The 25,999-nt window shown below is 69.6% G+C and carries 22 protein-coding genes and 1 riboswitch; of the genes, 14 read left to right on the top strand and 8 right to left on the bottom strand.

Annotated elements, in window-relative coordinates; genetic code table 11:
- Window positions 1-8: 8 nt before the first annotated feature.
- Window positions 9-5,525: a carboxyl transferase domain-containing protein gene (locus tag A5711_RS02850; protein ID WP_067943878.1), complete on the top strand. Its 5,517-nt coding sequence runs from the start codon at window positions 9-11 to the stop codon at window positions 5,523-5,525.
- Here the strand turns inward: A5711_RS02850 and A5711_RS02845 are convergent.
- Together A5711_RS02845 and A5711_RS02840 are read right to left on the bottom strand one after the other, a co-directional pair.
- A complete protein-coding gene (locus A5711_RS02845) occupies window positions 5,514-6,269 on the bottom strand; it encodes a 4'-phosphopantetheinyl transferase superfamily protein (protein WP_067943876.1) in 756 nt (251 codons plus the stop codon). The genes A5711_RS02850 and A5711_RS02845 overlap by 12 nt on opposite strands.
- Window position 6,270: 1 nt before the next feature.
- Window positions 6,271-7,023, bottom strand: coding sequence for an MBL fold metallo-hydrolase (locus tag A5711_RS02840; RefSeq protein WP_067943874.1), 753 nt, complete (start codon window positions 7,021-7,023; stop codon window positions 6,271-6,273).
- 44 nt (window positions 7,024-7,067) lie between these two features.
- Between A5711_RS02840 and fgd the strand changes: the two genes are divergently transcribed.
- The 4 genes from fgd to A5711_RS02820 all read left to right on the top strand — a co-directional run bounded on the left by fgd (window position 7,068) and on the right by A5711_RS02820 (window position 12,334).
- Complete coding sequence (gene fgd / locus A5711_RS02835) at window positions 7,068-8,081, top strand: glucose-6-phosphate dehydrogenase (coenzyme-F420) (protein ID WP_067943872.1); 1,014 nt, start codon at window positions 7,068-7,070, stop codon at window positions 8,079-8,081.
- A gap of 14 nt (window positions 8,082-8,095) precedes the next feature.
- Window positions 8,096-10,189, top strand: coding sequence for a phosphate acetyltransferase (gene pta, locus A5711_RS02830; protein ID WP_067943870.1), 2,094 nt, complete (start codon window positions 8,096-8,098; stop codon window positions 10,187-10,189).
- Window positions 10,182-11,339 carry an acetate kinase gene (locus tag A5711_RS02825; RefSeq protein ID WP_156744746.1) on the top strand — a complete coding sequence of 386 codons (1,158 nt, stop codon included), beginning with the start codon at window positions 10,182-10,184 and terminating at the stop codon, window positions 11,337-11,339. Before pta ends, A5711_RS02825 begins: the two co-directional genes overlap by 8 nt.
- A gap of 140 nt (window positions 11,340-11,479) precedes the next feature.
- Window positions 11,480-12,334 carry a DUF559 domain-containing protein gene (locus tag A5711_RS02820; RefSeq protein WP_067943868.1) on the top strand — a complete coding sequence of 285 codons (855 nt, stop codon included), beginning with the start codon at window positions 11,480-11,482 and terminating at the stop codon, window positions 12,332-12,334.
- A gap of 76 nt (window positions 12,335-12,410) precedes the next feature.
- On the opposite strand, the gene A5711_RS02815 is transcribed toward A5711_RS02820, so the two are convergent.
- Genes A5711_RS02815 through glnX form a run of 3 tightly spaced genes read right to left on the bottom strand, consistent with a single transcriptional unit; the run spans window position 12,411 to window position 16,986 of the window.
- A complete protein-coding gene (locus A5711_RS02815) occupies window positions 12,411-14,690 on the bottom strand; it encodes a serine/threonine-protein kinase PknG (RefSeq protein WP_067943866.1) in 2,280 nt (759 codons plus the stop codon).
- Window positions 14,690-15,670 (bottom strand): glutamate ABC transporter substrate-binding protein, encoded by a 981-nt coding sequence (locus A5711_RS02810; protein ID WP_067943864.1) that lies wholly within the window; start codon window positions 15,668-15,670, stop codon window positions 14,690-14,692. Before A5711_RS02810 ends, A5711_RS02815 begins: the two co-directional genes overlap by 1 nt.
- Complete coding sequence (gene glnX, locus A5711_RS02805; RefSeq protein WP_067943862.1) at window positions 15,667-16,986, bottom strand: protein kinase G-activating protein GlnX; 1,320 nt, start codon at window positions 16,984-16,986, stop codon at window positions 15,667-15,669. The genes A5711_RS02810 and glnX overlap by 4 nt, the downstream gene beginning before the upstream one ends.
- A gap of 134 nt (window positions 16,987-17,120) precedes the next feature.
- Here glnX and A5711_RS02800 point away from each other — a divergent pair, with 134 nt between their 5' ends.
- Entirely contained in the window at window positions 17,121-17,753 is a 633-nt protein-coding gene (locus A5711_RS02800) for an NUDIX hydrolase (RefSeq protein ID WP_067943860.1), read from the top strand.
- Here A5711_RS02800 and thiE read toward each other — a convergent pair.
- A complete protein-coding gene (thiE, locus tag A5711_RS02795) occupies window positions 17,725-18,396 on the bottom strand; it encodes a thiamine phosphate synthase (protein ID WP_067943858.1) in 672 nt (223 codons plus the stop codon). The genes A5711_RS02800 and thiE overlap by 29 nt on opposite strands.
- Before the next feature lie 36 nt (window positions 18,397-18,432).
- Window positions 18,433-18,564: riboswitch (TPP riboswitch) on the top strand.
- Between thiE and thiO the strand changes: the two genes are divergently transcribed.
- The 4 genes from thiO (at window position 18,556) to A5711_RS02775 (ending at window position 21,272) form a co-directional block, all read left to right on the top strand.
- Window positions 18,556-19,572: a glycine oxidase ThiO gene (gene thiO, locus A5711_RS02790; protein ID WP_067943856.1), complete on the top strand. Its 1,017-nt coding sequence runs from the start codon at window positions 18,556-18,558 to the stop codon at window positions 19,570-19,572. Its footprint overlaps the riboswitch before it by 9 nt.
- Window positions 19,569-19,766, top strand: coding sequence for a sulfur carrier protein ThiS (gene thiS, locus A5711_RS02785; RefSeq protein ID WP_067943854.1), 198 nt, complete (start codon window positions 19,569-19,571; stop codon window positions 19,764-19,766). Before thiO ends, thiS begins: the two co-directional genes overlap by 4 nt.
- Window positions 19,759-20,517: a thiazole synthase gene (locus A5711_RS02780; protein WP_067943851.1), complete on the top strand. Its 759-nt coding sequence runs from the start codon at window positions 19,759-19,761 to the stop codon at window positions 20,515-20,517. The genes thiS and A5711_RS02780 overlap by 8 nt, the downstream gene beginning before the upstream one ends.
- Window positions 20,514-21,272, top strand: a complete 759-nt coding sequence (locus A5711_RS02775; protein WP_067943849.1) for an SGNH/GDSL hydrolase family protein — start codon at window positions 20,514-20,516, stop codon at window positions 21,270-21,272. Before A5711_RS02780 ends, A5711_RS02775 begins: the two co-directional genes overlap by 4 nt.
- Before the next feature lie 3 nt (window positions 21,273-21,275).
- Here A5711_RS02775 and A5711_RS02770 read toward each other — a convergent pair whose 3' ends face one another.
- Both A5711_RS02770 and A5711_RS02765 read right to left on the bottom strand, forming a co-directional pair.
- Window positions 21,276-21,797: a serine/threonine protein kinase gene (locus A5711_RS02770; RefSeq protein WP_067943847.1), complete on the bottom strand. Its 522-nt coding sequence runs from the start codon at window positions 21,795-21,797 to the stop codon at window positions 21,276-21,278.
- Window positions 21,798-21,862: 65 nt separating this feature from the next.
- Window positions 21,863-22,390 (bottom strand): serine/threonine protein kinase, encoded by a 528-nt coding sequence (locus A5711_RS02765; RefSeq protein WP_067943846.1) that lies wholly within the window; start codon window positions 22,388-22,390, stop codon window positions 21,863-21,865.
- Window positions 22,391-22,758: 368 nt separating this feature from the next.
- Here A5711_RS02765 and A5711_RS02760 point away from each other — a divergent pair, with 368 nt between their 5' ends.
- From A5711_RS02760 to A5711_RS02745, 4 genes are all read left to right on the top strand, one after another.
- Complete coding sequence (locus A5711_RS02760; RefSeq protein WP_067264203.1) at window positions 22,759-23,094, top strand: CD225/dispanin family protein; 336 nt, start codon at window positions 22,759-22,761, stop codon at window positions 23,092-23,094.
- A 15-nt stretch (window positions 23,095-23,109) separates the two neighbouring features.
- Window positions 23,110-23,535, top strand: a complete 426-nt coding sequence (locus A5711_RS02755) for a DUF2752 domain-containing protein (protein WP_067943844.1) — start codon at window positions 23,110-23,112, stop codon at window positions 23,533-23,535.
- A gap of 53 nt (window positions 23,536-23,588) precedes the next feature.
- Window positions 23,589-25,088 carry a M28 family metallopeptidase gene (locus tag A5711_RS02750; RefSeq protein WP_067943841.1) on the top strand — a complete coding sequence of 500 codons (1,500 nt, stop codon included), beginning with the start codon at window positions 23,589-23,591 and terminating at the stop codon, window positions 25,086-25,088.
- A partial coding sequence (locus A5711_RS02745) for a M28 family peptidase (protein WP_156744744.1) occupies window positions 25,085-25,999 on the top strand: 915 nt, incomplete at its 3' end. The genes A5711_RS02750 and A5711_RS02745, both read left to right, overlap by 4 nt.

Here is a 25,999-nt window from a genome sequence, read left to right as displayed (position 1 = left end):
GTATCGCCATGGACACCGAGATTCGCCGGCTGGCGATCGTCAACCGCGGTGAACCCGCGGTGCGCGCGCTGACCGCGGTGGCCGAGCTCAACCAGGCCGGCGACCAGCCGCCCATCCGGACCATCGTGTTCTACACGGACGCCGACGCCGACGCCTGGTACGTGCGCCAGGCCGACGAGGCCGTGCTGCTGGGAACCGCGACCTTCGCCGACCCGGCCGACGGCACCCGCCGGTCGCGTTACCTCGACCAGCCGGCGGTGATGGCGGCGCTGCGCGAGTGTGCGGCCGACGCCGTGTGGGTCGGGTGGGGATTCCTGGCCGAGCACGCGTCTTTCGCGCAGGCGTGTGAGGAGGCCGGCATCGTCTTCGTCGGGCCGGGCAGCGCCACCATCCGGCGGCTCGGGGACAAGGTGGCCGCCAAACGGCTCGCCGAGCAGGTGGACGTCCCGGTGGTGTGCTGGAGCGGTGGGCCGGTCGACGACGTGGCCGACGCCGGCGCCCTCGCAGCCAGGCTCGGCTATCCGCTGCTGGTCAAGGCGGCCGCCGGGGGAGGCGGCCGCGGGATCCGAACGGTTTACAGCGCCGCCGAACTCGCCGCGGCGTTGCCCTCGGCGCGGGCCGAGGCGCAGCTGGCCTTCGGAGACCCGACGGTGTTTTTGGAGAAGCTCGTGCCCGCCGCCCGGCACGTCGAAGTGCAGGTGATCGCCGACCACTACGGCACCGTGTGGGCGGCAGGCGTTCGCGACTGCACCTTGCAGCGGCGCCACCAGAAGGTGCTGGAGGAATCGGCCTCAACGGTGCTCGACGCCGCCGGGGAGCGGGCCATCCGCGAAGCGGCGGTACGCCTGGCCGCCGCGGCGGGCTACCGCAACGCCGGCACGGTCGAGTTCCTGGTCGACCCGGACACCGGGAACTTCCTGTTCATGGAGGTCAACACCCGGCTACAGGTCGAGCACCCGGTGACCGAGGTAACCACCGGGCTGGACCTGGTGAAGCTGCAGCTCCACGTGGCCCGGGGCGGGCGGCTGGTCGGCGCGCCGCCGCAGGTGTCGGGGCATGCGATCGAGGCCCGGGTATGCGCCGAGGATCCCGAGGAGACGTTCACCCCCGCGCCGGGCCGGTTGACCTGCCTGCGCCTGCCGACCGGCAACGGCATCCGCGTCGACGCGGGCGTACGCGAAGGGGACCGGATCCCGCCCGACTTCGACTCGATGATCGCCAAGATCGTCGCCTGGGGAAATGACCGCACCGAGGCCCTCGCCCGGCTGCGCCGCGCCCTGCTCGACACCACCATCGTCGTCGAAGGCGGCACCACCAACCGCTCGTTCCTGCTGAGCCTGCTCAACCGGCCGGAGGTGCGCGACGGGCGCTTCGACAACCACTGGCTGGATCGGCTGACCGGGGAGGCGGCGCACCTGCCCGCCCCGGACCCGGTCGCCCTGCTGGTCGCCGCCGTGGAGTCGTACGACCTTGACGAGGCCGCCGAGCGGGCCGCGTTCCACGCCCGCGCCGCCCGCGGCGGCGCCGAAACCTCGGCAGAGGTCGGACACCGATGCCGCCTGCGGTACCGGGGCCAGCGATACATCGTGGACGTCTACCGCACCGGTGTCCGTACCTACCGCGTCACCGGCGCCGGCACCGCGGACGTCACGGTCTCCGACCGCGACGGATACGAGCGGCGGGTGGTGGTCGGCGGCGCGGCGCACCGGGTGCTGTCGGTAGTGGAAGGCGCCACCCTGCGCGTCGACATCGACGGCGTCGCGCACACGGTGTCGCGCGACGACGGGGGCCTGGTCCGCAGCCCCGGGCCGGCGTTCGTGGTCTCGGTCCTCGTCGAGCCCGGTGATCAGGTCGTCGAGGGCGACCGGCTCGCCGTGCTGGAGAGCATGAAGATGGAAACCACTCTCACGGCGCCGTTCGCGGGCACCGTCGCCTCGGTCGAAGCCGGTGCGAACGTTCAGGTGGAAGCGGGAGCGCCGGTGGTCCGCATCGCGACGTCCGACACCCGTCAGCGCGTCGGCGCGGCCGCCGTCGACTTCACCGGCCTGCGCGTCGCGGAGGCGCCCGGAACGCCGGCGTGCGAGCGCGTGTACGGCGCGCTGCGCTCCTATCTGCTCGGCTACGACCTCGATCCCACCTCGGTTCAGGCCATGCTGACCCGGCAGCGCCGGCTGGGCGAGATCGCGACGCCCACCGACCCCGACCTGCTGCGCTGCGAGGACAGTCTGCTGGACCTGTTCACCGACGTCGGTTCGCTGTACCGGCCGCGCGGCGAGGTCGAGCCGGAGGAGGCGCTCGTCGACGGCAGCACCCGGGAGTACCTGCTGTCGTTCCTGCAGTGGCTGGACGCGGACCGGGCCGGACTGCCCGACTCGTATCGGCGCCGGCTGGAGCGCGCGCTGTCCCGGTACGGGGTGCGTGGGCTCGAACGCACGCCCGAACTCGAGGAAGCCGTCGTCTGGATGTTCCGCTCATTCCGCCGGGTCGGCGAGCTGGCTTCCGCGGTGACCGCGATCCTCGAGCGCCGGCTCCGCCACCGCGCCGAGCTGGCAAAGGTGGCCGACCCCGAGATGCGGTCCCGGCTTGACCGGCTCGCGGCCATGCAGGGTCGCCAGCGCAACGTCGCGGACCTGGCCCGCGATGTGCGGTTCCATTACTTCGACGAGCCGCTGCTGGCGGCGACCGTCACCCACGAATACTCCCGCGTGCAGCGCGATCTCGATGCGCTGCGGAACGATCCCGACGGTGCGGGCCGGTCCCGCCGGATCGACCGCCTCGTCGCATGCCCACAGCCGCTGCGCGCCGAGCTGCTGGGGCGATGGCGTTCCAGCCGCGACCCGGGGCTGCACCGGGTGTTGGCGGAGGTGTACATCCGCCGGTTCTACCGAATCCGGAGACTGCGCCACGTGGCGGTCGGTGAGCATGACGGATGGATGCTGGGCAGCGCCGACTACGACTTCGAGAACAAGCGCATTCACCTGGTCACCGCGTACGCGCCCTGGGCGGAGCTGCCCGAACTGTCCGCGGCGATCGCCGGGCAGTTGCGGTCGGCCGACGCCGATCGGCAGGTCGTGGTGGATCTGGAGCTCTGGCGGCACGGCGAGACGGCGGAAATCGACACGGTAATCGCGGAAGCCGAAAAACTGCTCGCCGGATGCCATTTCGGCCGCCTGCTGTGGCGCCTGGATCTGACCGTGACAACCCTCGACGGGACCGCGCCGGAGCGCTTCCGCACCCACCACGTGACCTACCGGCAACGGGACGGGCAATTCGTCGAAGACGCGCTTTATCGCAATCTGCATCCGATGTTGGCCAAGCGGCTCGAGTTGTGGCGGCTGGCGAACTTCGAACTGCGGCGGCTGCGCTCGGCCGAAGACGTGTACGTGTTCCACGCGGTGGCACACGACAATCCCAGCGATCACCGCCTTTTCGCGCTCGCAGAAGTGCGCGACCTGACGCCGGTACGGGCCGCGGGCGGCGCGGTGCGATACCCGCGCCTGGAGCTGATGGGTCTGCTGGCACTGTCGGCCATGCAGGAGGCGCTGACCACATTCGATGCGCGCAACCGGCCGGCCGCCAACCGGATGGTGCTCTACGTGCGGCCCCCGTGGGAGGTTTCCCGGGCGGAGTGGGACGAACTCGCCGGTTCGTTGGCACCGCTCGCGGTCGGCGCCGGGCTGGAGAAGGTGGTGCTGCGCGTGCGCTATCCCGACGGTCGCGATGCCGTGCTCGACCTGGAGGGCTTAGACGGGGGCATGACGATACGCGAACGCCCGCCGGACAAGCAGCCCGTCCGCCCGTTGACGGCGTACCAGCAGAAGCTATTGCGCGCCAACCGCTTTGGTGCCCCGTATCCGTACGAGATCGTGCGGATGCTCACCCCTCCGCCCGGGGCCGTATCCCGGTTTCCCGCCGGGCGGTTCGTCGAGCACGACCTCGACGAGCAGGGCGGCCTGGCGCCGGTGTCGCGGGCATACGGGAACAACAGCGCCAACATCGTGGTCGGCCTGCTCAGCAACGAAACCGAGAAGGTCCCGGAGGGCATGACCCGGGTCGCGCTGTTCGGTGATCCGACCCGCGGGCTGGGCAACCTGGCCGAGCCGGAATGCCGGCGCATCATCGCGGCGCTGGATCTGGCCGAGCGGATGCGGGTGCCGGTCGAGTGGTTCGCGCTGTCGTCGGGGGCGAAGATCGCGATGGACAGCGGCACGGAGAACATGGACTGGATTGCCGCGGTGCTGCGCCGCCTCATCGAGTTCACCCAGGCCGGCGGCGAGGTGAACGTCGTTGTCACCGGGGTGAATGTGGGCGCCCAGCCGTACTGGAACGGCGAGTCGACGATGCTGATGCACACGCGGGGCATCCTGGTGATGACGCCGGCCAGTGCGATGGTGCTGACCGGCAAACAGGCACTCGACTTTTCCGGCGGGGTGTCCGCCGAAGACAACTTCGGTATCGGCGGGTTCGACCGGATCATGGGGCCCAACGGCCAGGGGCAGTATTGGGCTCCGACGCTGACCGACGCCTGCGACACCCTGCTGCGCCATTACGAGTACACCTACGTGCCGCCGGGCGAGCGGTGGCCGCGCCGGCGCACCACCACCGACCCGGTGGACCGTGACGTGCGGTCCGCGCCGCACTCCGGGTGCGACATGGCAACGGTCGGCGAAATCTTCTCCGCCGAACACAATCCGGAGCGGAAGAAGCCGTTCGACATGCGCTCGGTGATGCGGGCCGCGGCCGACGCCGACTCCGCGCCGCTGGAACGCTGGAGCCACTGGCGCGGCGCCGAGACCGCGATCGTGTGGGACGCCCACATCGGCGGAATTCCGGTGTGCCTGCTCGGAATCGAGTCGCACACCGTGCCCCGCCGCGGATTCGTGCCGGCGGGCGGCCCCACCTCGTGGTCGTCGGGGACGCTGTTTCCCCAGTCGTCCCGCAAGCTCGCACGCGCGATCAACGCGGCCAGCGGCAACCGCCCGGTCGTCGTGCTGGCGAACCTGTCCGGTTTCGACGGTTCACCGGAGTCCATGCGCCGCTGGCAGCTGGAGTATGGGGCCGAAATTGGCCGCGCGGTAACGAATTTCCACGGCCCGATCGTCTTCGTCGTGGTCTCCCGCTACCACGGCGGCGCCTTCGTGGTGTTCTCGACGAAACTCAACGACCGGCTCGAGATCGCCGCCGTCGAGGGCTCGTTCGCCTCGGTGATCGGCGGTGCGCCGGCCGCCGCCACCGTCTTCGTCCGGGACGTGGAGGCGCGCACCGATTCCGATCCCCGGGTCCGCCAGGCAACCGAAACGGCGCGCGACGCAACGGGTTCCGACGCCGCGAGCGCGCGGGCCCAGCTCGCCGAGCTCAGGGCGGCGGTGCACGCCGAGAAGCTCAGCCAAGTGGCCGACGAGTTCGATCGCGTGCACACGGTGGAGCGGGCGCTGGCGGTCGGCTCGGTCAACCACATCATCACCGCCCAGGGGCTGCGGCCCTACCTCGTCGACGCCCTCGACCGGGGCATGTCAACGGTGTAGCGGCCGGTCGAGCCACGAATGCCGCGGCTGGGCCGCCGCCAGCGCGCCGGGATCGCCAAGGGCGACAGGCGGTTCGGCCGCCACTTCCGTGGCCACCGTGAGGACGAAGCGACCGTCTCGCCGCCACCAGCCGGGAAACACCGTCCCCTCGGCCGCGCCCACCGTCAGCTCGCCCCAGCCGTCACCGCGCGGAGCCGCCAGCGCCACCTCCAGGGAGCGGGTGTCCCGGCGCAGTCCGGTGCGCAACACCTTGAGCGCACTTTCTTTCGCGGACCAGATCAGGTTCGCGGCCATGTCGCGGTCCTCACCGGCGGGGCGCGAGGCAACGAGTTCTTGCTCGGTCGCGGTGAAAAAGTCGAGCACGAAGCCGGGTGTGCGGGGCTCCACCAGCTCCAGGTCGCAGCCAACAGGCGACTCCGCGCAGTCCCCCTGTCGCGCCACGCAGACCGCCCAGCCCGCGCGGTCGGTGATCGACACCTCCACCCCGAGCGTGGTTCCCTCGACGCACACGTACGGGGCGCCGCTGGGCGCGTTGCGGATCTCGATGCCGGCGAGCGCCGCCGGGTCGGTGGGCCGGCCGGTCACGGCGGCGACGGCGTGCTTGGCGACCAGCCGCCGCAGCAGATATTCGGTGCGCCGCTTGGTAAACCGCAGCGCGGCCAGGCTGGCCGTCTCCGCCGGCGCCAGCCAGTGTTCACCGGCGGGCAGGTCGTCCTCGCCCATGGCGAGCCAGCGGACTTCCACCTCATCCCCCGCGGGCGAGCGCCATCGCCCGGTCGGTGGCTTCGCGGATCGGACCGCGCCACAGGTCGCCGTGGCCGGGCGCCAGCGTCTCGGTCTCCAGCAGGGCCAGCGCGGCCAGGCTGCGGACGCAATCGTCCTGATTGTGGCTGAACACCGCCGGCAGCAGCTGCGGCCCGCCGCGACGCAGCAACGGATGGCCGGTGATCAGCGCGTCGCCGCTGGCCAGCACCCCGTCGACCAGATACGAGCAATGCCCGCCGGTGTGTCCCGGGGTCGGAATGGCCATCGGGCGCCCCGGCAGACCGGCGGCCACCTCGGTGGTCAGCGGCCGGGTGGACGGGATGCCGTCGCGGATCAGGCCGCCGCTGCGCACCACGTGCAGGCCCCATACCGCCCACCGGGGACGCCAAATGCGAATCGCCACATCGAAAATCGAGACCTGCTCCAGGTACTCGCGCTTGGCGTGCCCCACTTCGTCCGCGTGGCAATACACACTCGTGCCGTAGGTGTCGGCGAACCAGATCGCCGAGCCCAGGTGGTCGATGTGCGCGTGCGTCAGCAGGATGGCCCGCACGTCGCCGGCCTCGTAGCCCAGCTGCCGCAGCGAGGCCAGCACGTCGTCGCGATCCCCGGGATAGCCGGCGTCGATCAGCATCACCCCGGTGTCGTCGGCGACCACCGTCCAGTTCACGGCGTGGCCCTGAGCGAGGTGAACCGTGTCGGTGACTTGAACGAGAGTCGGTGCCGGTCCCATGCCCGCGAGTTTAGGAGCGACCGCCCGAGGAGTAGAAATAACGGGTGGCTGAACTGAAACTTGGATACAAAGCGTCCGCCGAACAATTCGCACCGCGTGAGCTCGTCGAACTGGCCGTCGCCGCCGAGGGTCACGGCATGGACAGCGCGACCGTCAGCGACCATTTCCAGCCGTGGCGGCACGAGGGCGGGCACGCCCCGTTCTCGCTGGCCTGGATGACGGCGGTCGGGGAGCGCACGGAACGGATCGTGCTGGGCACTTCCGTGCTCACCCCGACGTTCCGGTACAACCCCGCGGTGATCGCGCAGGCGTTCGCCACCATGGCCTGCCTGTACCCGAACCGGATCTTCCTGGGCGTCGGCACCGGAGAGGCGTTGAACGAGATAGCCACCGGCTACGAGGGTGACTGGCCGGAGTTCAAGGAGCGCTTCGCCCGGCTGCGCGAATCGGTGCGGTTGATGCGGGAGTTGTGGCGCGGTGACCGCGTCGACTTCGACGGCGAGTACTACCGGCTCAAGGGCGCCTCGATCTACGACGTGCCCGACGGTGGCGTGCCCATCTACATCGCCGCCGGCGGCCCGGCGGTCGCCAAGTACGCCGGCCGCGCCGGCGACGGCTTCATCTGCACGTCGGGCAAGGGCGAAGAGCTGTACAAGGACAAGCTGATCCCGGCGGTCAAGGAAGGCGCGGCCGCGGCGGAGCGCAACGTCGACGACGTCGACAAGATGATCGAGATCAAGATCTCCTACGACCCGGACCCCGAACTGGCGCTGGAGAACACCCGGTTCTGGGCGCCGCTGTCGTTGACCGCCGAGCAGAAGCACAGCATCGACGACCCGATCGAGATGGAAAAGGCGGCCGACGCGCTGCCCATCGAACAGGTCGCCAAGCGCTGGATCGTGGCGTCGGACCCCGACGAGGCCGTCGAGAAGGTGGCCCAGTACGTCGGGTGGGGCCTGAACCACTTGGTGTTCCACGCGCCCGGCCACGACCAGCGTCGCTTCCTGGAGCTGTTCGAAAAGGACCTCGCGCCCAGGTTGCGCAGGCTGTCCTCATAGGGCAGGCGTTCAGCGTGTCCGACGCCTCCCGGCCGGATTCCCAACCCTCCGCGATCTACATCGCGGCGCCCGAGGGGGACACCGGCAAGTCGGCGATCGCGTTGGGGATCATGCACCACCTCGCCGCGAACGTGGCCAAGGTCGGGGTGTTCCGGCCGATCACCCGGTTCGGGGAAGACCGCGACTACATCCTCGAGCTGCTGCTGGCGCACAGCACCGCGGGCCTGCCCTACGAGCGGTGCGTGGGTGTGACCTATCAGGAGCTGCACGCCGATCGCGACGCCGCGCTCGCCGACATCGTCGACCGGTACCACGCGATGGCCGAAGCGTGCGACGCCGTGGTGATCGTCGGCAGTGACTACACCGACGTCGCCAGCCCCGCCGAACTTTCGTTCAACGCGCGCATCGCGGTCAACCTCGGCGCACCTGTGCTTTTGGTGGTGCGGGCCAAGGGGCGCACGGCCGAGGACGTCGTCCATGTCGTGCAGTCGTGTCTGGACGACCTGGCCGCCCAGCACGCCCACACCGCGGCGGTGGTGGCCAACCGCTGCGAACCGTCGCACATGAGCGCCGTCGCCGAGGCGCTGCGCGCGTTCACCCCGCAGAGTTACGTGCTCCCGAACGAGCCGCTGCTGCCCGCGCCCGCGGTCGCCGACCTCCAGAAGGCGGTGGACGGAACGCTGGTCAGTGGGGACACCGCGCTGCTGGGACGTGAAGTGCTGGGCGTGATGGTCGCGGGGATGACCGCCGACCACGTGCTCGAACGGCTGTCAGACGGCGTCGCGGTCATCACCCCCGGCGACCGCTCGGACGTGGTGCTGGCGGTGGCCAGCGCCCATGCGGCCGAAGGCTTTCCGTCCCTGTCGTGCATGGTGCTCAACGGCGGGTTCGAGCTGCATCCGTCGATCAGCGCCCTGGTGGCCGGACTGCGGCTCCGGCTGCCCATCGTCACCACCAAGCTCGGCACCTACGACACGGCCAGCGCCGCGGCCTCGGCTCGCGGCCGGGTGACGGCGAGCTCGCAGCGCAAGATCGACACCGCGCTGGAACTGATGGACCGCTACGTCGACATCGGGGATATGTTGGCCCAGCTCGCCATTCCGATCCCAACCGTGACCACCCCGCAGATGTTCACCCACCGCCTGCACCTGTTGGCTCGCGCGGATCGCAAGCGCATCGTGCTCCCCGAGGGCGACGACGACCGTATCCTCAAGTCGGCCGGCCGCCTGCTGCAGCGCCAGATCGCCGACCTGACGATCCTCGGTGACGAGGCCGAAATTCGTTTGCGCGCAGCCGAACTCGGAGTCGACCTCGGCGACACGAAGGTGATCGACCCGCTGACCAGCGACCTGCGCGACGGGTTCGCCGACCAGTACGCCGAGTTGCGCAAGGCCAAAGGAATCACGGTCGAGCATGCCCGCGAGATCATGCGCGACGCCACATACTTCGGCACCATGATGGTCTACAACGGCATGGTCGACGGGATGGTGTCCGGCGCCGCGCACACCACGGCGCACACCGTTCGGCCTGCGTTCGAGATCATCAAGACCATGCCCGACGTCTCCACCGTTTCCAGCGTCTTCTTCATGTGCCTGCCCGATCGGGTGCTGGCCTACGGTGACTGCGCGATCGTTCCCAACCCGACACCGGAGCAGCTGGCCGACATCGCCATCTCGTCGTCGCGCACCGCCGCACGATTCGGCATCGAGCCGCGGGTGGCCATGCTGTCCTATTCCACCGGCGACTCCGGGGCCGGAGCCGACGTGGAAAAAGTCCGAGCCGCAACCGAACTGGTGCGTTCCCGGGCGCCCGACCTGCCCGTCGAGGGTCCGATCCAGTACGACGCCGCGATCGAGCCGTCGGTCGCGGCCGCCAAACTGCGGGACTCGCCGGTGGCCGGGCGCGCCACCGTGCTGATCTTTCCCGACCTCAACACCGGCAACAACACCTACAAGGCGGTGCAGCGCAGTGCCGGGGCGATCGCGATAGGGCCGGTGCTGCAGGGCTTACGCAAGCCGGTGAACGACCTGTCCCGGGGTGCGCTGGTCGAAGACATCGTGAACACGGTTGCCATCACCGCGATTCAGGCACAGGGTGCCCGTGGTTAACGCCAACCGCACGGTGCTGGTGATCAACTCCGGCTCGTCTTCGCTGAAATACCAGTTGGTCGACCCCGACTCCGGCGAGGCCCGGGCGACGGGCAACGTCGAACGCATCGGGGAGGAGTCGTCCCCGGTGCGCGACCACGACACGGCGCTGCGGCAAGCGTTCGACGCACTGTCCGATCAGGGAATCGACCTGCGCGCTTGCGATTTGGTGGCGGTGGGCCACCGGGTGGTGCACGGCGGCCAGACGTTCTACAAGCCCACACCGGTGGATGACGCGGTGCTCGACAAACTGGACGAATTGTCGGAACTGGCGCCGCTGCACAATCCCCCCGCGGTCAAAGGGATCGAGGTGGCGCGCAAGCTGCTGCCGGACGTTCCCCACATCGCGGTGTTCGACACGGCGTTCTTCCATGACATGCCGCCCGCGGCCGCGACCTATGCCATCGACCGCGGCCTGGCGGAACGCTGGCGGATCCGCCGCTACGGGTTCCACGGCACGTCGCACCGGTATGTGAGCGAACAGGCCGCCGCCTTCCTGGGCCGGCCGCTGCGCGGCCTGAAACAGATTGTGCTGCATCTGGGTAACGGCTGCTCCGCCTCGGCGATCGCCGGCACCCGACCCCTCGACACGTCGATGGGCCTGACCCCGCTGGAGGGTCTGGTGATGGGCACCCGCAGCGGTGACATCGACCCCAGCATCGTCAGTTATCTCTGCCACACCGCGAAGATGGGCGTCGACGAGGTCGAGTCCATGCTCAATCAGCGGTCGGGGATGCTGGGCCTGTCCGGCGAGCGCGACTTCCGCCGGTTGCGCACCATGATCGAATCGGGCGACGCCGCAGCCCAATTGGCCTACAGCGTGTTCACCCACCGGCTGCGCAAGTACATCGGCGCCTATCTGGCGGTGCTGGGGCACACCGATGTCATCACCTTTACCGCCGGCATCGGGGAAAACGACGCGGCGGTGCGCCGCGACGCGGTGGCCGGGCTGGAGGAGTTGGGGATCGTGCTCGACGAGCGCCGCAACCTCGGTGGCGGCAAGGGCGCCCGGCAGATCTCCGCCGAGACGTCGCCGATCACCGTGCTCGTGATACCCACCAACGAAGAACTCGCCATCGCCCGCGAGTGCGTTGTGGAGCTAAACCGTTGAGTGTGCGTACACGACTTTGAGTGTGCGCTGACGGCGGGGTTCACCGGCGTGTCGCCGCCCTGGACGCACACTCGACGCAGAAGAGGGCCCTGTGGATGGCCGCACGCCCCGCCGGGTGCTCACGTGCGAGTGTGCCCGGCATGGAAGAACCGTTCATCGGCAACGAGGCGCTGGCGTCCGGGGCGGTGACCCGGCATCAACTGAGAACGCACTACCGCGCGCTGCTTCCGAACGTCTACTTCTCGCTGGGCGTCGAGCCGTCGCTTGAACAGCGGATCCTGGCGGCCTGGCTGTGGTCCGGACGCCGCGCGACGGTCGTCGGGGCGGCGGCCGCCAGATTGCATGGCGCCGAATGGATTCCCGACGACGTGCCCGTCGAGCTCGCGCACACCACTCCCCGTGCGCCACGCGGGGTGCTGACGCGGCGATACGCGCTGCTCGACGGGGAGACGCAGACGATGGGCGGTTACCGGGTCACCACGCCCGAACGCACCGCCTTCGACATCGGCCGCCATGGCGCGGTGCGCTCGGCCGTGGTGCGACTCGACGCGCTGGCCAGGGCGACGGGTTTCAAGGCCGACGACGTGCTGCGCGTGGCGCGCTGCCACCCCCGCTCGCCCGGCCTCCGGCGGCTGGAAGCCGCCCTGGAGCTGGTCGACGCCGGTGCCCAGTCGCCCAGGGAGAGCTATTTGCGGCTGCTCCTCATCGACGCCGGTCTGCCGCGGCCGCGGACCCAGGTGCCGGTGCTGGGTGACGACGGCATCCCGTTTGCCTTCCTGGATTTGGGCTGGGAGGACGCCATGGTCGCCGTCGAATACGACGGCGACCAACACCGCACCGACCGACGGCAATACGTCAAGGACATTCGGCGGACCGAAACCCTGGAGCGGATGGGATGGATCGTTGTCCGGGTCGTCGCGGAGGACCGGCCCGCCGCAATCGTGCGCAGGGTTCGGGACGCGCTGGCCGCATCGAGTGTGCGGTCACGGCATTGAGTGTGCGCTGAGGGCGGGGTTCACCGGCGCGTCGCCGCCCTGGACGCACACTCGACGCGAAAGGGAGAAGCGCGTCCTAGAACGTGCTCGTCGGCCGCACTCTGTTCGCCATGTCCACCAGCGCGTAGCGATGGCGCTGGGTGGGCGCGACGCGGGCCAGGTTGCGCAGCGCGGCCTCGACGCCCAGCCGTAGCCCGTGCTCGGTGAACGGGAAGCCGAGGATGTGGTTGGTGCTGGCCTTGTTGTCCTCCAGCCAGTCCATCGCGCAACCCAGCACCAGCGCGCGGATCTGCAGCACCCGCGGTTCGGTCGGCGGCAGCGCCTCCACACGCCGGGCGGCGTCGCGGATGTCCTCCTCGCTGATCTCGCTCTTCGTCCGCCCGGACAGCAGGGTGACGGCGCTGGTGAGGCGCGCGGTGGTGAAATGCCTTGAGGTGGGCGGCACCTCGTCCAGGGTGCGCACCGCTGCGGCTCGATCACCCTCGGTGGAAAGCCATCTGGCCAGCCCGAAAGCCGCCGAGATCACCCCGTCGTTGGTCTTCCACACCGTTTGGTAGTACTTCTGCTCGTCCACGTCGCCGGCCAGCTCGGCCGTCGCGGCCAACGCCAGCTTGGGCGCCAGCTCGCCGGGGAAGGTGTCCAGCACCTCGGTGAAATGCGTTGTGGCGGAATCGTAGTCGCCGGTGAGGAGCTCGGCGACGGCCTTGTACCAGACTAATCGCCATTGCCAGCCCACCCGCTCGGCGAGGTCGTCCAGCTTCCTGGTGGCCTTGGCCACGTCGCCCAGGTCCAGCAGCGCGCGGACCTCCATCAGCGGCAATTCGATCGATTCGGAGACCTCGACGCCGTCGGCGTCCAGCGTGCCGTGCCGGGCCGCGCGCAGCGAGTCCAGGGTCTGCACCGGCTGGGAGAGCACCGTCGCCTGCAGGACGGGAGCGGCGACGTCGGCCGGATCGACTAGCGGCACCTGCAGCGCGGTGACGATCTCGCGGGCCGTCAGCCGCTCCGAGTGGACCTGGCCGTCCAGGTAGACGTCGGTGTGCGCGACGAGCAGGTCGACGCCGAACGTCGAGCGGCTGGGGGAAAAGACCGTCGACAGGCCAGGCCGCGGTATCCCGGTGTCCTGGGCGACCACCTCGCGCAGCACGCCCATCAGCTGGGCGGACATCTCCTCGGTGCTGCCGAACCGGCGCCGCGGGTCGGGATCGGTGGCCCGGCGCAGCAACCGGCGGAACGAGTCGTAGGTCTTCAGCACGGGGTCGTCTTCGGGCAGGCCGTCTACGTAGCGGCCGTTGCGGGTCGGCAGGTTCACCGTGAGCGCGGCGAGGGTGCGCCCCACGGTGTAGATGTCGGTCGCGATCGTCGGGCCGGTCCGCACGATCTCGGGCGCCTGGAAGCCCGGGGTGCCGTAGAGGTAGCCGAAGGAATTGACCCGCGACACCGCGCCCAGGTCGATCAGCTTGAGTTGCTCCTCGGTGAGCATGATGTTCTCCGGCTTGAGGTCGTTGTAGACCAAGCCGATGGAGTGCAGATAGGTCAGCGCCGGCAGGATCTCCAGCAGGTAGGCGATGGCCTCGGCGACGGGCAGCTTCTTGTCTTTGCTGTGCTTGAGCGGCTGCCCGCCGATGTACTCCATGACGATGTAGCCGACCGGGTTGCCGTTCCGGTCCTTGTGCTCGACGAAGTTGAAGATCTGCACGATCTGGGGGTGCACCACTTCGGCGAGGAACTGCCGTTCGGCCATCGCGATCGCCTGCGCCTCGGCGTCGCCGGAGTGCACCAAGCCTTTGAGGACCACCGGGCGGTCGTTGACGTTGTGGTCGACAGCGAGATACACCCACCCCAGGCCGCCGTGCGCGATGCAGCCCTTCACCTCGTACTGGTTGGCGACGATGTCTCCCGGATTCAGTTGTGGGAGAAACGAATACGCACTGCCGCAGGCGGGGCACCAGCCCTCGGACGTCCCCTTGCTCTTTTTGCCGGAGCGGCCGACGGGCTTTCCGCAGTTCCAGCAGAACCGCTTGGCCTCCGGCACCACCGGGTTGGTCATCAGGGCCTCGACCGGGTCGATGTCGCGGACCCGGGGGATCTCGACCAGTCCGCCGCCGAGGTGTCTGACCGGCGGCAGCACCCGAGTCCCGATCGTCAGCCGGTCCTGCGGCTCGCTGTCCATGGTGCCGAGCGAGATGTGCGGGAAGTCGTCGTCATCGTCGTCGAAATCGGGACGGAACAGCGCCTGGGTGGCCTGAATGCGCCCCGTCGTCGGGCCACCGCCCTGCGTGTCCGGCGGTTGGGTGCCCGGGCTCACGTCTTCGGAGCCGGATTCCGGCTGTTCGGTCTTCTCTGACTCGGTCATCAGTCCAAGTACCTCGGCGTGGGCGGGGCGGGTGCCGGCCCCAGCACCGTTAACCACTTGCGGTACAACGTGTTCCACGTACCGTCCCGACGGATCCGCTCCAGCGTGCCGTTGACGAACCGCACCAGTGGCGTGTTGGTCAGGTTGACGCCGATCCCGTACGGCTGGGTCGCCATGTTCGGGCCGACGATGTGCAGATACGGGTCCTCTTCGACCAGCCCGGCCAGGATCGAATCGTCGGTGCTGACGGCGTCGATCTCGCGCTGCTGCATCGCCACCAGACAGTCGGCCCAGTTGACCACCGACACGACGATCGGCGGCGGGTCGATCTGGCGGATCCGGTGCAGCGACGTCGTGCCCTTAGCCACGCAGACCCGCTTGCCGGACAGGTCGCCCACCTTGGTGATCGGCGAATCGCGCGGGGCCAGGATGCGCTGGTTGGCGTCGAGGTAGACGGTCGAGAAGTTCACCTGCTTGCGCCGGTCGCAGGTGATCGTCATGGTCTTGACCACCACGTCGACCTCGGAGTTCTGCAGCGCGGTGACGCGCTCGTCGGACGACAGGATGCGGTATTCGACGTGCGACGGGGCGCCGAAGATGTCACGCGCGATCTCACCGGCGATGTCGACGTCGAAACCGGTGATCTCGCCGGTGATCGGGTCGCGGAAGCTGAACAGGTTGCTGCCGATGTCGAGCCCGACGATCAGCCGGCCGCGGGCGCGGATGTCGGCGACCGCGGCGTCGGCCTGGGCCTTGGTGGGGAAGGGCCGCAGGCTCGCGGTCAGGTCGCAGCCCTGGGCCGGGTCGTCCGCCGGCAGCGGCGGCTCCGGCGGCAGTTGTTGCATGCCGACCGGGGTGGGCGGCGGCAGCGTCGGCACGTTGGCCACCGTCAGCGATTCGGTGTGCCCGCATCCGGCCAGCACGGCCGCCGTCGCGAGGACGGCGCCCGCCCGCCGCGACCGCGCCAGCCGCGTTCTCATCGGTATTCTCTCAGCCGCGGCCACAAGCCCAGCGCCACCGCGATGGCGGCCCCGAGGCTGAGCACCACGCCGCCGACCTGGGCGCCGGACAGCCCGCTGCGCGCGTTGAGGACGTCGTTGCGCAGGTGGGTGCGGCTCTGGTCGATGGCCTTCACCAGCTGGTCCTCGAGCTTGTCGAACGCCGGCGTGGAGTCGTCCTCGCTGCTGCCCAGGGCAACCTGCGTGGCCGCCCGGTAGTTGCCCACCGAGATGTAGGAGTTGATCCGGTCGTTCGCCTGCCGCCAGCGCAGCAGCAGCTGGTTGGCGCCCTCCAGGTCGGGTTTGTCGACGGCGTCGCTGCGGACCATGTACTGGTCCAGCTGTTGGTGCATGGAGTCGATCCGCTGATAGAACGACTGCTTGCGCTTCTCCTCGTCCCCGCGGCGGATCAGCGATAGCGTCTCGTCGGCCCGCGCCTGCTGGGCGGTGATCGCGACGTTGGTCACGATCCGCAGCGAGTCGGCGGCCGTGTTCTTGGCGCTACGGCTGGCGGCCGTGGAGATGGTCAGCGCTGTTCCGACCCATACCACCATGACGAGGATAGCGAGGCCGCCCACGACCAGGCCGGGGTTGATTCGGCGCCGGGTGCGCCTGGCCAGCCATCGGTGGGCGAAGATGCCGAAGACCGCGGTGGCGCTGACCACCAGGATGACCGGCGCCGGGATCTGCGTCGACGCGGTGGTTTCCGCGTCCACCCGTTCCGACGTGGCCTGATACAGCTGCGCCGCGTCCGGCAGGATCGTCGACTGCATCAGGCCCGAGGCCTCCGACAGATACGACGACCCGACCGGGTTGCCCTCGCGATTGTTGGTGCGCGCGATTTCGATCAGGCCGGTGTAGACGGCCAGTTCGGCGTTGATCCGGCCCAGCAGCTGCACCAGCGGTTCGTCGGTGAGCCCGCTCGACGCCCGAGTCACCGCGACCGACGCGTCGGTGATGGCCTGCTCGTAGCGCTGCCGTACGGGCGGTGGCTCGGCCTCGGCGATGAACGCGGTGGCCGCCGCGGCGTCGGCCACCGACAGGGTGGTGTACAGCCGCCCAGCGGCGAACGACAGCGGCTCGGTGTGGTTGAGCACCGTCGTCAACACCTGCTGCCGGTGGTTGATGGTGGTAGAGGTGGCGAAGGCGCAGATGCCGCCGAGCACCGCCAGGACGATCCCGATGGTCAGGATGCGGCCGGGCGTGGTGGAAATGAACCACCAGCGCGGATGGGCCGGTTCGGCCGGCGACCGCGACCCCTGCGGCTCGGTCGACGGGTGCGCCAGCTCAACCGTCACGAGTTATCAGCCCTCATCTTTCGCGGCCACCGGAACGCTGCACGAACCTCTATAAGCGAATTCTAAGAGAATGTTGCGGCGGATGGGTGGAGGCAGACCAATTGACCAGGCGATCACGTGCATATCCTGAACTCGTGCAGGGCGACGGTGACGGTTGGGTGGTCTCCCACAGCGGCGCCCATTACTGGGGCCGGTACGGCGCGGCCGGTCTGCTGCTGCGGGCCCCGCGGCCGGACGGCACCCCGGCGGTGCTGCTGCAGCATCGCGCGGTGTGGAGCCATCAGGGCGGAACCTGGGGTTTGCCGGGCGGCGCCCGCGACAGCCACGAGACGCCGGAGGAGACCGCGGTCCGCGAGGCGCACGAGGAGGCCGGCCTGCACGGCGAGTTGCTGACCGTGCGGTCGACGGTGGTCACGGCCGAGGTCGGCGGGCTCGGCGGCGCCCGTTGGACCTATACCACGGTGGTCGCCGACGCCGCCGAGTTGCTGCACACCGTGCCCAACGGGGAGAGCGCCGAGATGCGCTGGGTCGCCGAGGACGAGGTGGCCGAGCTGCCGCTGCATCCCGGCTTCGCCGCGAGCTGGCACCGGCTGCGCACGGCCACGGCGCTGGTGCCCCTGGGCCACGCCGACGAACGGCGGCGGCACCTGCCCCGCACGATGGAGATCGAGGACGGCGTCTTCGTCTGGTGCATGCCCGGGGACGCCGACGAGGAGCCGTCGCACCTCAGCCGGCGGATCAGCTCGCTGCTGCAAGCGCCGCACTGAGCCGCTGCGCCGCGGCCCGCGGGTCGGCGGCCGCCGTGATCGCCCGCACCACCACGATCCGCCGCGCGCCGGCGGCGAGCACCTCGGGCAGTCGCCGCTCGTCGATGCCGCCGATCGCGAACCACGGCTTTGCGCCGCCGAGGTCGGCGGCCGACCGCACCAGCCCCAGGCCCGGCGCCTCCCGCCCCGGTTTGGTCGGGGTGGGCCAGCACGGGCCGACGCAGAAATAGTCCGCCTCGCCCGCCGCGGCGGCCGCGGCCTGATCGCGGTCATGGCTCGACAGGCCGAGCAGCGTGTCCGGGCCGACGATTTCGCGGGCCACCTCCAGCGGCAGGTCACCCTGCCCGAGGTGCAGCACATCGGCGCCCGCCGCGCGGGCGATGTCCGCCCGGTCATTCACCGCGAACAGGGCGCCGTGCCGGCGGGCCGCGTCGGCCAGGATCTCGCACGCCGCCAGCTCGTCGCGAGCCTCGAGGGCCCCGAACCGCTGCTCACCGGGCGACCCCTTGTCGCGCAGCTGGATGATATCGACCCCGCCGGCCAGCGCGGCGTCGGCGAACTCGCCCAGATCGCCGCGCTCCCGGCGCGCGTCGGTACACAGATATAACCGCGCGGCCGCCAGGCGGATAACTCGCTGATGCACACCGCGACGCTAGCGCGCTAGCGTGGAAGCCGAAGAACTTACAGACACGGGAGTCCCGGGTAGTCATCTGCGGGGCTGAGAGTGGGCACAGCCAGGTCAGCGGGACCTGCCCTTACCGTCACACCTGATCCGGGTCATGCCGGCGAAGGGAGGCCAAGGATGCCAACAGACCCTGGGTCGTTGGCCGTCATCGGCGGGGGCGTCATCGGGCTGTCGGTGGCGCGCCGCGCCGCGCAGGCCGGATGGTCGGTCCGGGTGCACCGCACTTCCGAGCGGGGCGCGTCCTGGGTCGCCGGCGGCATGCTGGCCCCGCACAGCGAAGGCTGGCCCGGTGAGGAGCGGCTGCTGCAGCTGGGGCTGGAGTCGCTGCGGCTGTGGCGCGAGGGCGGCTTCACCGACGGGCTTCCCCCGCAGGTGATCACCGCCCGCGAGTCGCTGGTGGTGGCCGTCGACCGGGCCGACGTCGCCGACCTGCGCACCGTCGCCGACTGGCTGTCCGCGCAGGGGCATCCGGTGGTCTGGGAGTCGGCCGCCCGGGATCTGGAACCGCTGCTGGCGCAAGGCATCCGGCACGGCTTTCGGGCCCCCACCGAGCTGGCGGTGGACAACCGCGCGGTGCTGGACGCCCTGGCCGCGGAATGCGAGCGCCTCGGCGTGCGATGGGCCCCGCCGGCGCACGAACTGTCCGCGGTCGACGGCGACGCGGTCGTGATCGCCAACGGCATCGACGCCCCCGCGCTTTGGCCCGGCCTGCCGGTGCGCCCGGTCAAGGGCGAGGTGTTGCGCCTGCGCTGGCGCCGGGGGTGTATGCCGGTGCCGCAGCGCGTCATTCGAGCCCGCGTGCACGGGCGGCAGGTGTACCTGGTTCCCCGTGCGGACGGGGTGGTGGTCGGGGCCACCCAATACGAACACGGGCGCGACACCGCCCCGGTGGTCTCCGGAGTGCGCGACCTGCTCGACGACGCGTGTGCGGTGTTGCCCGCGCTCGGCGAGTACGAACTCGCCGAGTGCGCCGCCGGCCTGCGCCCGATGACACCGGACAACCTGCCCCTGGTGCAACGCCTGGACGAGCGAACCCTGGTGGCCGGCGGCCACGGCCGATCCGGGTTTCTGCTGGCGCCATGGACCGCCGAACAGATCGTCGGTCAACTGGCGCCGGTCGGAGCGCCGTCATGATCGTGGTGGTCAACGAGCAGCAGGTCGATGTCGACGAGCAGACGACGGTGGCCGCGCTGCTGCAGTCGCTGGGTTACCCGGAGCGGGGCGTCGCGGTGGCGATGGGTGACGCCGTGTTGCCGCGATCCAATTGGACGACAACGCTTTTCGATGGTGCGCGGCTCGAGGTGGTGACGGCGGTGCAGGGTGGCTGAATTGAAACTCACGATCGGCGATCGCAGCTTCGCCTCCCGGCTCATCATGGGCACCGGGGGGGCGACCAGCCTGGCAGCGCTGGAGGAGGCGTTGGTCGCGTCGGGCACCGAGTTGACCACCGTCGCGATGCGGCGCGTCGACGCCGACGGCGGGACGGGGCTGCTGGATCTGCTCAACCGGCTCGGCATCACGCCGCTGCCCAATACCGCGGGGTGCCGCAGCGCGGCGGAGGCGGTGTTAACCGCGCAGTTGGCCCGCGAGGCGCTCAACACCAACTGGGTCAAGCTGGAGGTGATCGCCGACGAGCGCACGCTGCTGCCCGACGCGGTCGAATTGGTCCGGGCCGCAGAGCAACTGGTCGACGACGGGTTTGTCGTCCTGCCCTACACCAATGACGACCCCGTGTTGGCGCGTCGGCTCGAAGACGCCGGTTGCGCGGCGGTGATGCCGCTGGGTTCGCCGATCGGCACCGGCCTGGGCATCACCAACCCGCACAACATCGAGATGATCGTCGCCCGGGCCGGCGTTCCGGTGGTGCTCGACGCCGGCATCGGAACCGCCAGCGACGCCGCGCTGGCGATGGAGTTGGGTTGCGACGCCGTGCTTTTGGCCACCGCGGTGACCCGCGCCGCCGATCCGGCGACGATGGCGGCCGCGATGGCCGCCGCCGTCACCGCCGGCTATCTGGCCCGGCGGGCGGGACGGATTCCCAAACGCTTCTGGGCGCAGGCGTCCAGCCCCGAACGATGAAACGCTATGTCGCGCTGGGCAGTTCAATGGCCGCCGGTCCAGGCATCGGGCCCCGTGCCACCGGGGCGCCCTGGGGCTCCGGTCGGTCGGCGCGCAACTATGCGCACCTGGTCGCGCAGCGATGCGACCTCGATCTGGTAGACGTCACCTTTTCCGGCGCGACCACCGCTCACGTGCTCGCCGACCACCAGCGCGGCGCACCGCCCCAGATCACCGCGCTGAACGGCTCGGAAAGCCTGGTGACCATCACGATCGGCGGCAACGACGTCGGCTACATCCCGCTGCTGATGGCCGCCTCGTTGCCGCGAGCCGTCCGGCGCCTGCCGTTGCTCGGTCCGCGGATGTCGTTGCTGCTGGACCGGGATGCGCGGAATCAGGCCCTGGACGCGGTGTTCGAGTCCTTGTGCGCGGTGGGTCTCGCGGTGCGCGATCGCGCACCGCGGGCCCGGGTCCTCTTCGTCGACTACCTGACCGTCCTGCCGCCCGCGGGCATGCCGGCCGGCCCGATCTCGGACACCGACGCCGACCTCGGGCGCCACGTGGCCACGACCCTGGAACGGCTCACGGCTGACGCGGCGACGGCAACCGGCTGCGAGGTGGTCGGCGCAGCGGCGGCCAGCCGGGAGCACCACGCGTGGTCGTCCGCGCCGTGGACCACCAGACCCGGTGTGCCGCTACCGGGTCGGGCGGCGCCGTTGCACCCCAACGCCGCCGGGATGCGTGCCGTAGCCGAACTGGTGTCCGCGCGGTGGTGAGGGTCAGCCGTTCGTGCGCCACCACTGGTAGAGGGCGTTGACGTCGGAGTTGGACGAGGTGAGGTGCCCCAGGACGTTCTTCGCGTCGGTGGTCCACGTCAACGTCGCGTAGTTCTTGTAGGTGCCGCAGGCGATCTGCCCGCCCGTCTGGCCGTTCTGCTTCCAGGTTCCCGGTGACTGCCCGGCGTCCCCGCACGCGGCCAGGGACACGTCCTTGATGGTGGAACTGAACGCGGAGGCCAAGTTGGTGCCGTTGGAGAAGAGGGCGTAGACGCCGGAGCCGGGTCCGCTTGGGTCGGGGCTTTGCCCGCACAGGAGCTCGGCCAGTTCACCGGATTCGGTCAACTCCTGCGACTTGCAGTTGTTGAGGCCGTAGCCCTTCGACAGGTTGGCCGCCAGCGTGTTCATGTCGGCGGCGGTGCCGGTGTTGGGTTCCGCGACCGCGGTGGCGCTTGCCGCGAAGACCAGACCGCCGGTAACCGCTGCCGCCGAGACGGCCCGCAGCGCGGTGTTGAGGTGTGACATTTTCGTTGACTCCCTATGGTTGTTGGATGGGTGATGCCGAAACCCGTTCCCCCCCAATTGCGAAGTCAGCCGTTGGCGCGCCACCACTGGTAGAGCGCGGCGGCGTCGGTGTTGGATCCGCGGATGTAGCTCAGGATGTTCTTGGCGTCGGACGTCCAGATGATCTCGGCGGCGTTCTGATACGTCCCACACGCCACCTGCCCGGCATTGCCGCTGTTGCTGCCCTGGTGCCAACTGGTTGGGGATTGGCCGCTGTCCCCACAGGCGCCGAGCACGTCGTCTTTGATGCTGGCCTTGAACGAGCCGACGAGGTTTTCGCCGTTGTTGAACAGGATGTACTTGGCCTGGACCGGGCCGCTCGGATCGGGGCTCTGCCCGCAGGTCAGCGACGCCAGTTCGCCGGTGGTGATGCTCTGGGCGGTGCAGTTGTTCAGCCCGTAGCCCTTCGACAGCGATGCCGCAAGCGTGTTGATGTCCGACGAGCTACCGGTGTTCGCGGGATCCGCGGCCGCGGTGGCCGTGCCCGCTAAGGCGCAACCGCACACGAGCGCCGCGGCCGTGGCGAACCGCGACGCGTTGCTGAGGTAGGACATCCTCTGACTCCTATGCGGTTGTGGAACCGGCGTCGCTCACCGGAGAAACATACTTCCGCTAAGTAGGGATCGTAGGGATATGTCCAGACAAAGCAACACATTCCGCTGGCAATTGTCTGTCTCGGCATCTTTCTCGACACCGCAGCGCAACGGGAGATCCCGCGCGATTTCGAAACTCATTTTCGGCCAATCCTTTTGGTGTGACCGGATTCCTTCGGCAGAAGAACGGCGGCTTAACGCGGGGGAACGGTCGTGGAGCACGTCAGCGGGACGAGGGGAGATTTTCAAATTGCTAGTGCCGCCGCGACTGTGCTCGGGTATGGTAAGCACCGCTTTACGCCAGCTAACTTCTCGGGACTGGAGATTTCATGACACAACCGCCGGCACCGCCCCCTCCGCCGCCTGGTTACCCGCCGCAGCAGCCCGCCGGGCAAGCGCCGAATAACTATTTGGTGTGGTCCATCCTGGTGACCCTGTTCTGCTGCCTCCCCTTCGGGATCGTGGCGATCGTCAAGTCCAGCCAAGTCAACGGTCTCTGGGCGCAGGGCCGTTATGCCGAGGCGCAGGCGTCGGCCGAGAGCGCCAAGAAATGGGTGATCTGGTCGGCGGTCATCGGTGTCGTCGTGGGAATCATCTACGGCATCCTGATGGCGGTCGGCGCGCTCAACACGAACACCAATGCGGCGCTCGCCGCGATGTTCTGAGTTCGGTTCACGACCATGGTGACCCGCCAAGGGTCGGCGCCGCTGAGTCTGGGAGCACCGCTGGTGGTGGCCGCTTCCACGACGCTGATGTGCGCCGCCATCTGGGCGGGTGACCCGACCACTCCCAACGGTCCGCTGCCGGTGTGTCCCACCAAGGCGCTGTTGGGGATCGACTGTCCGGGATGCGGCAGCCTGCGCATGCTGTATTCCCTGATGCACGGCAACGTCATGGCGGCCGCCAGGTTCAACGCGTTGGGCCTGGCGGCCGTCGTGCTGCTGGTTTGGGCGTACTTTGCCTGGACCTATGGACGGGTGGTGGGCCGACGGGTCCGGAGCTGGCAGCACGGTCGCTGGGCCGCGGTGGTGACGCTGACGCTGGTCGCGGCGTGGTTTGTGGTGCGCAACATTCCCTTTGCGCCGTTCAATGCGCTCTACGTCTGATACCGCCGTGTCCTGATCCCGGGCGCTCCTCCCGGCGTCTAACCTGGGGCGCGATGGTGAACAAATGCACGACGATCCCGGCGGCGCTCGTTGTGGTCGCCATGACCGCGTTCTCGACCGGCTGCTTCCATCGGTCGACCAACGCCCAACAGGCCACTGGAAACCCCGACGCGGCCAAGTTCGCCGGCGCGCTGCACGACAAGGTCACGGCCGACGCGATGATGGCCCACCTGGCAAAGCTCCAGGAGATTGCCAACGCCAACAACGGCACCAGGGCGGTGGGCACCCCCGGCTACGAGGCCAGCGTCGACTACGTCGTAAACACATTGCGCGGCAGCGGCTTCGACGTGCAGACCCCCGAATTCTCCGCGCGGGTGTTTCACGGGGACAAGCCGGAGGTGACGGTCGGTGGGAGGCCGGTCGAGGCGCACGCGCTCGACTTCAGCCTCGGCACCCCACCGGACGGGGTGAGCGGGCCGCTGGTCGCCATCCCCGCGAACAACGGCCCCGGTTGCGCGGCCTCGGATTACGGCAACCTGCCGGTGCAGGGTGGCGTGGTCCTGGTGGACCGCGGCACGTGCCCGTTCGCTCAGAAGGAGGACGTCGCGGCGCAGCGCGGCGCGGTCGCGATGATCGTCGCCGACAACGTCGACGAGCAACAGATGGGCGGCACGCTCGGGCCGGACACGACCGTCAAGATCCCGGTGGTGAGCGTGACCAAGTCCGTCGGCGTGCAACTGCGCACCCAGCCGGGGCCGGCCACCATCAAGCTGAAGGCGAGTGTGCAGAGCTTCAAGGCCCGCAACGTGATCGCGCAGACCAAAACGGGATCGACGACCAACGTCGTGATGGCGGGCGCCCACCTGGACAGCGTGCCGGATGGACCGGGCATCAACGACAACGGTTCGGGAGTGGCCGCGATACTGGAAACCGCCCTGCGGCTGGGTAATTCGCCACAGGTGCGCAACGCGGTGCGGTTCGGGTTCTGGGGCGCGGAGGAACTCGGCCTGATCGGATCGCGCAACTACGTCGAGTCACTCGACCTGACTGCGCTCAAAAACATCGCCCTGTACCTCAATTTCGACATGCTCGCGTCGCCCAACCCCGGCTACTTCACCTATGACGGGGACCAGTCGCTGCCGGCGGACGCCCGCGGGCAGCCGGTGGTGCCGGAGGGATCGGCCGGTATCGAGCGCACGCTGGTCGCCTATCTGAAGTCGGCCGGAAAAACCGCGCAGGACACGTCGTTTGACGGCCGTTCCGACTACGACGGGTTCACCCTGGCGGGCATCCCCGCCGGCGGCCTGTTCTCCGGTGCCGAGGTGAAAATGTCTGCGGAGCAGGCGAAGTTGTGGGGCGGGACCGCCGACCAGCCGTTCGACCCCAACTATCATCAGAAGACCGACACCCTCGACCACATCGACAAGGCCGCGCTGGGCGTCAACGGCGGCGGCGTTGCGTACGCGGTGGGCCTGTACGCCCAAGACCTCGGCGGCCACAACGGGGTGCCCGCGATGGAGGACCGCACGCGCCACGTGCTCACGAAGCCATGACCCGCCGGCTGGGAGCGGCACTGCTGCTGGCGACCGCGCTGCTGGCGGGCTGCTCGTCGGGACGGCCGGGATCACCCGCGGCCGCACCGGATTTGGGTCGCGGCCTGGCCGGAAAAGTGACCGCCGATCGGACGTTCGCCCACCTGCGCGCGCTGCAGAACATCGCCAACGCCAACAAAGGAAACCGGGCGGACGGCACGCCGGGGTACGACGCCAGCGTCGACTACGTGGCCAAAGCGCTGCGCGACAGGGGGTTTGAGGTGATGACCCCGCAGTTCGACCGGTTGTACACCGTATCCCCGGGCAGGCCGGCGATGACGATCGCCGGACGCAGCTACCCCGTCGACCAGGCGTCGTTGCTGGTCCAGACACCGCCCGGTGGACTGACCGGCCAGCCCGTCCGGCCCGCCGAACCCTCGGGCTGCGCGGCCAGCGATTACCCGGCCGCGCTGCCCAAGGGTTCGATCGCCGTCGTCGACGACGCGCGTTGTTCGGTGGTCGACAAGCAGAACAGCGCGGTGGCCAAGGGCGCGGCCGCGCTGGTCGTGCTCAGTGCGCCCGCCGGCCAGGGCGCCCCGCCGACGTTGTTCAATCCGGGCTACTTCAAGCAGCTGACCGTGCCGGTTGCGGTCGCGGGCAGGCCCGCCGCGACCGCGCTCGCCGGCGCGAGCGCGCCCATCCATCTGGTGCTGGACGCCCAGAACACCAAGATCACCTCGCGAAACGTGCTGGCGCAGACCAAGACCGGTTCTCCGCACGAAGTGATCATGGTCGGGGCGCATCTCGACAGCTCGCGTGGCGGGCCTGGCATCAACGACGACGGATCCGGGGTGGCCGCGGTGCTGGAAACGGCGCTGCAGCTCGGCCCGTTGGCGCCCCAGAACGCGAATCGCACCGCGTTGTTCACCGGC

The sequence above is a fragment of the Mycobacterium sp. E2238 genome (assembly GCF_001672665.1).
Classification (GTDB): Bacteria; Actinomycetota; Actinomycetes; order Mycobacteriales; family Mycobacteriaceae; genus Mycobacterium.
This window is presented reverse-complemented; position numbering and strand designations above follow the sequence as displayed.

Bases quoted from the DNA above. Each gene is read 5' to 3' on its own strand.
- A5711_RS02760 (WP_067264203.1), top strand. From the start codon at position 22,759: ATGACACAACCGCCGGCACCGCCCCCTCCGCCGCCTGGTTACCCGCCG.
- thiO (WP_067943856.1), top strand. From the start codon at position 18,556: ATGCCAACAGACCCTGGGTCGTTGGCCGTCATCGGCGGGGGCGTCATC.
- A5711_RS02810 (WP_067943864.1), bottom strand. From the start codon at position 15,670: ATGAGAACGCGGCTGGCGCGGTCGCGGCGGGCGGGCGCCGTCCTCGCG.
- A5711_RS02770 (WP_067943847.1), bottom strand. From the start codon at position 21,797: ATGTCACACCTCAACACCGCGCTGCGGGCCGTCTCGGCGGCAGCGGTT.
- A5711_RS02765 (WP_067943846.1), bottom strand. From the start codon at position 22,390: ATGTCCTACCTCAGCAACGCGTCGCGGTTCGCCACGGCCGCGGCGCTC.
- thiS (WP_067943854.1), top strand. From the start codon at position 19,569: ATGATCGTGGTGGTCAACGAGCAGCAGGTCGATGTCGACGAGCAGACG.
- A5711_RS02750 (WP_067943841.1), top strand. From the start codon at position 23,589: ATGGTGAACAAATGCACGACGATCCCGGCGGCGCTCGTTGTGGTCGCC.
- A5711_RS02775 (WP_067943849.1), top strand. From the start codon at position 20,514: ATGAAACGCTATGTCGCGCTGGGCAGTTCAATGGCCGCCGGTCCAGGC.
- A5711_RS02815 (WP_067943866.1), bottom strand. From the start codon at position 14,690: ATGACCGAGTCAGAGAAGACCGAACAGCCGGAATCCGGCTCCGAAGAC.
- A5711_RS02755 (WP_067943844.1), top strand. From the start codon at position 23,110: ATGGTGACCCGCCAAGGGTCGGCGCCGCTGAGTCTGGGAGCACCGCTG.
- A5711_RS02840 (WP_067943874.1), bottom strand. From the start codon at position 7,023: ATGGGACCGGCACCGACTCTCGTTCAAGTCACCGACACGGTTCACCTC.
- A5711_RS02850 (WP_067943878.1), top strand. From the start codon at position 9: ATGGACACCGAGATTCGCCGGCTGGCGATCGTCAACCGCGGTGAACCC.
- A5711_RS02820 (WP_067943868.1), top strand. From the start codon at position 11,480: ATGGAAGAACCGTTCATCGGCAACGAGGCGCTGGCGTCCGGGGCGGTG.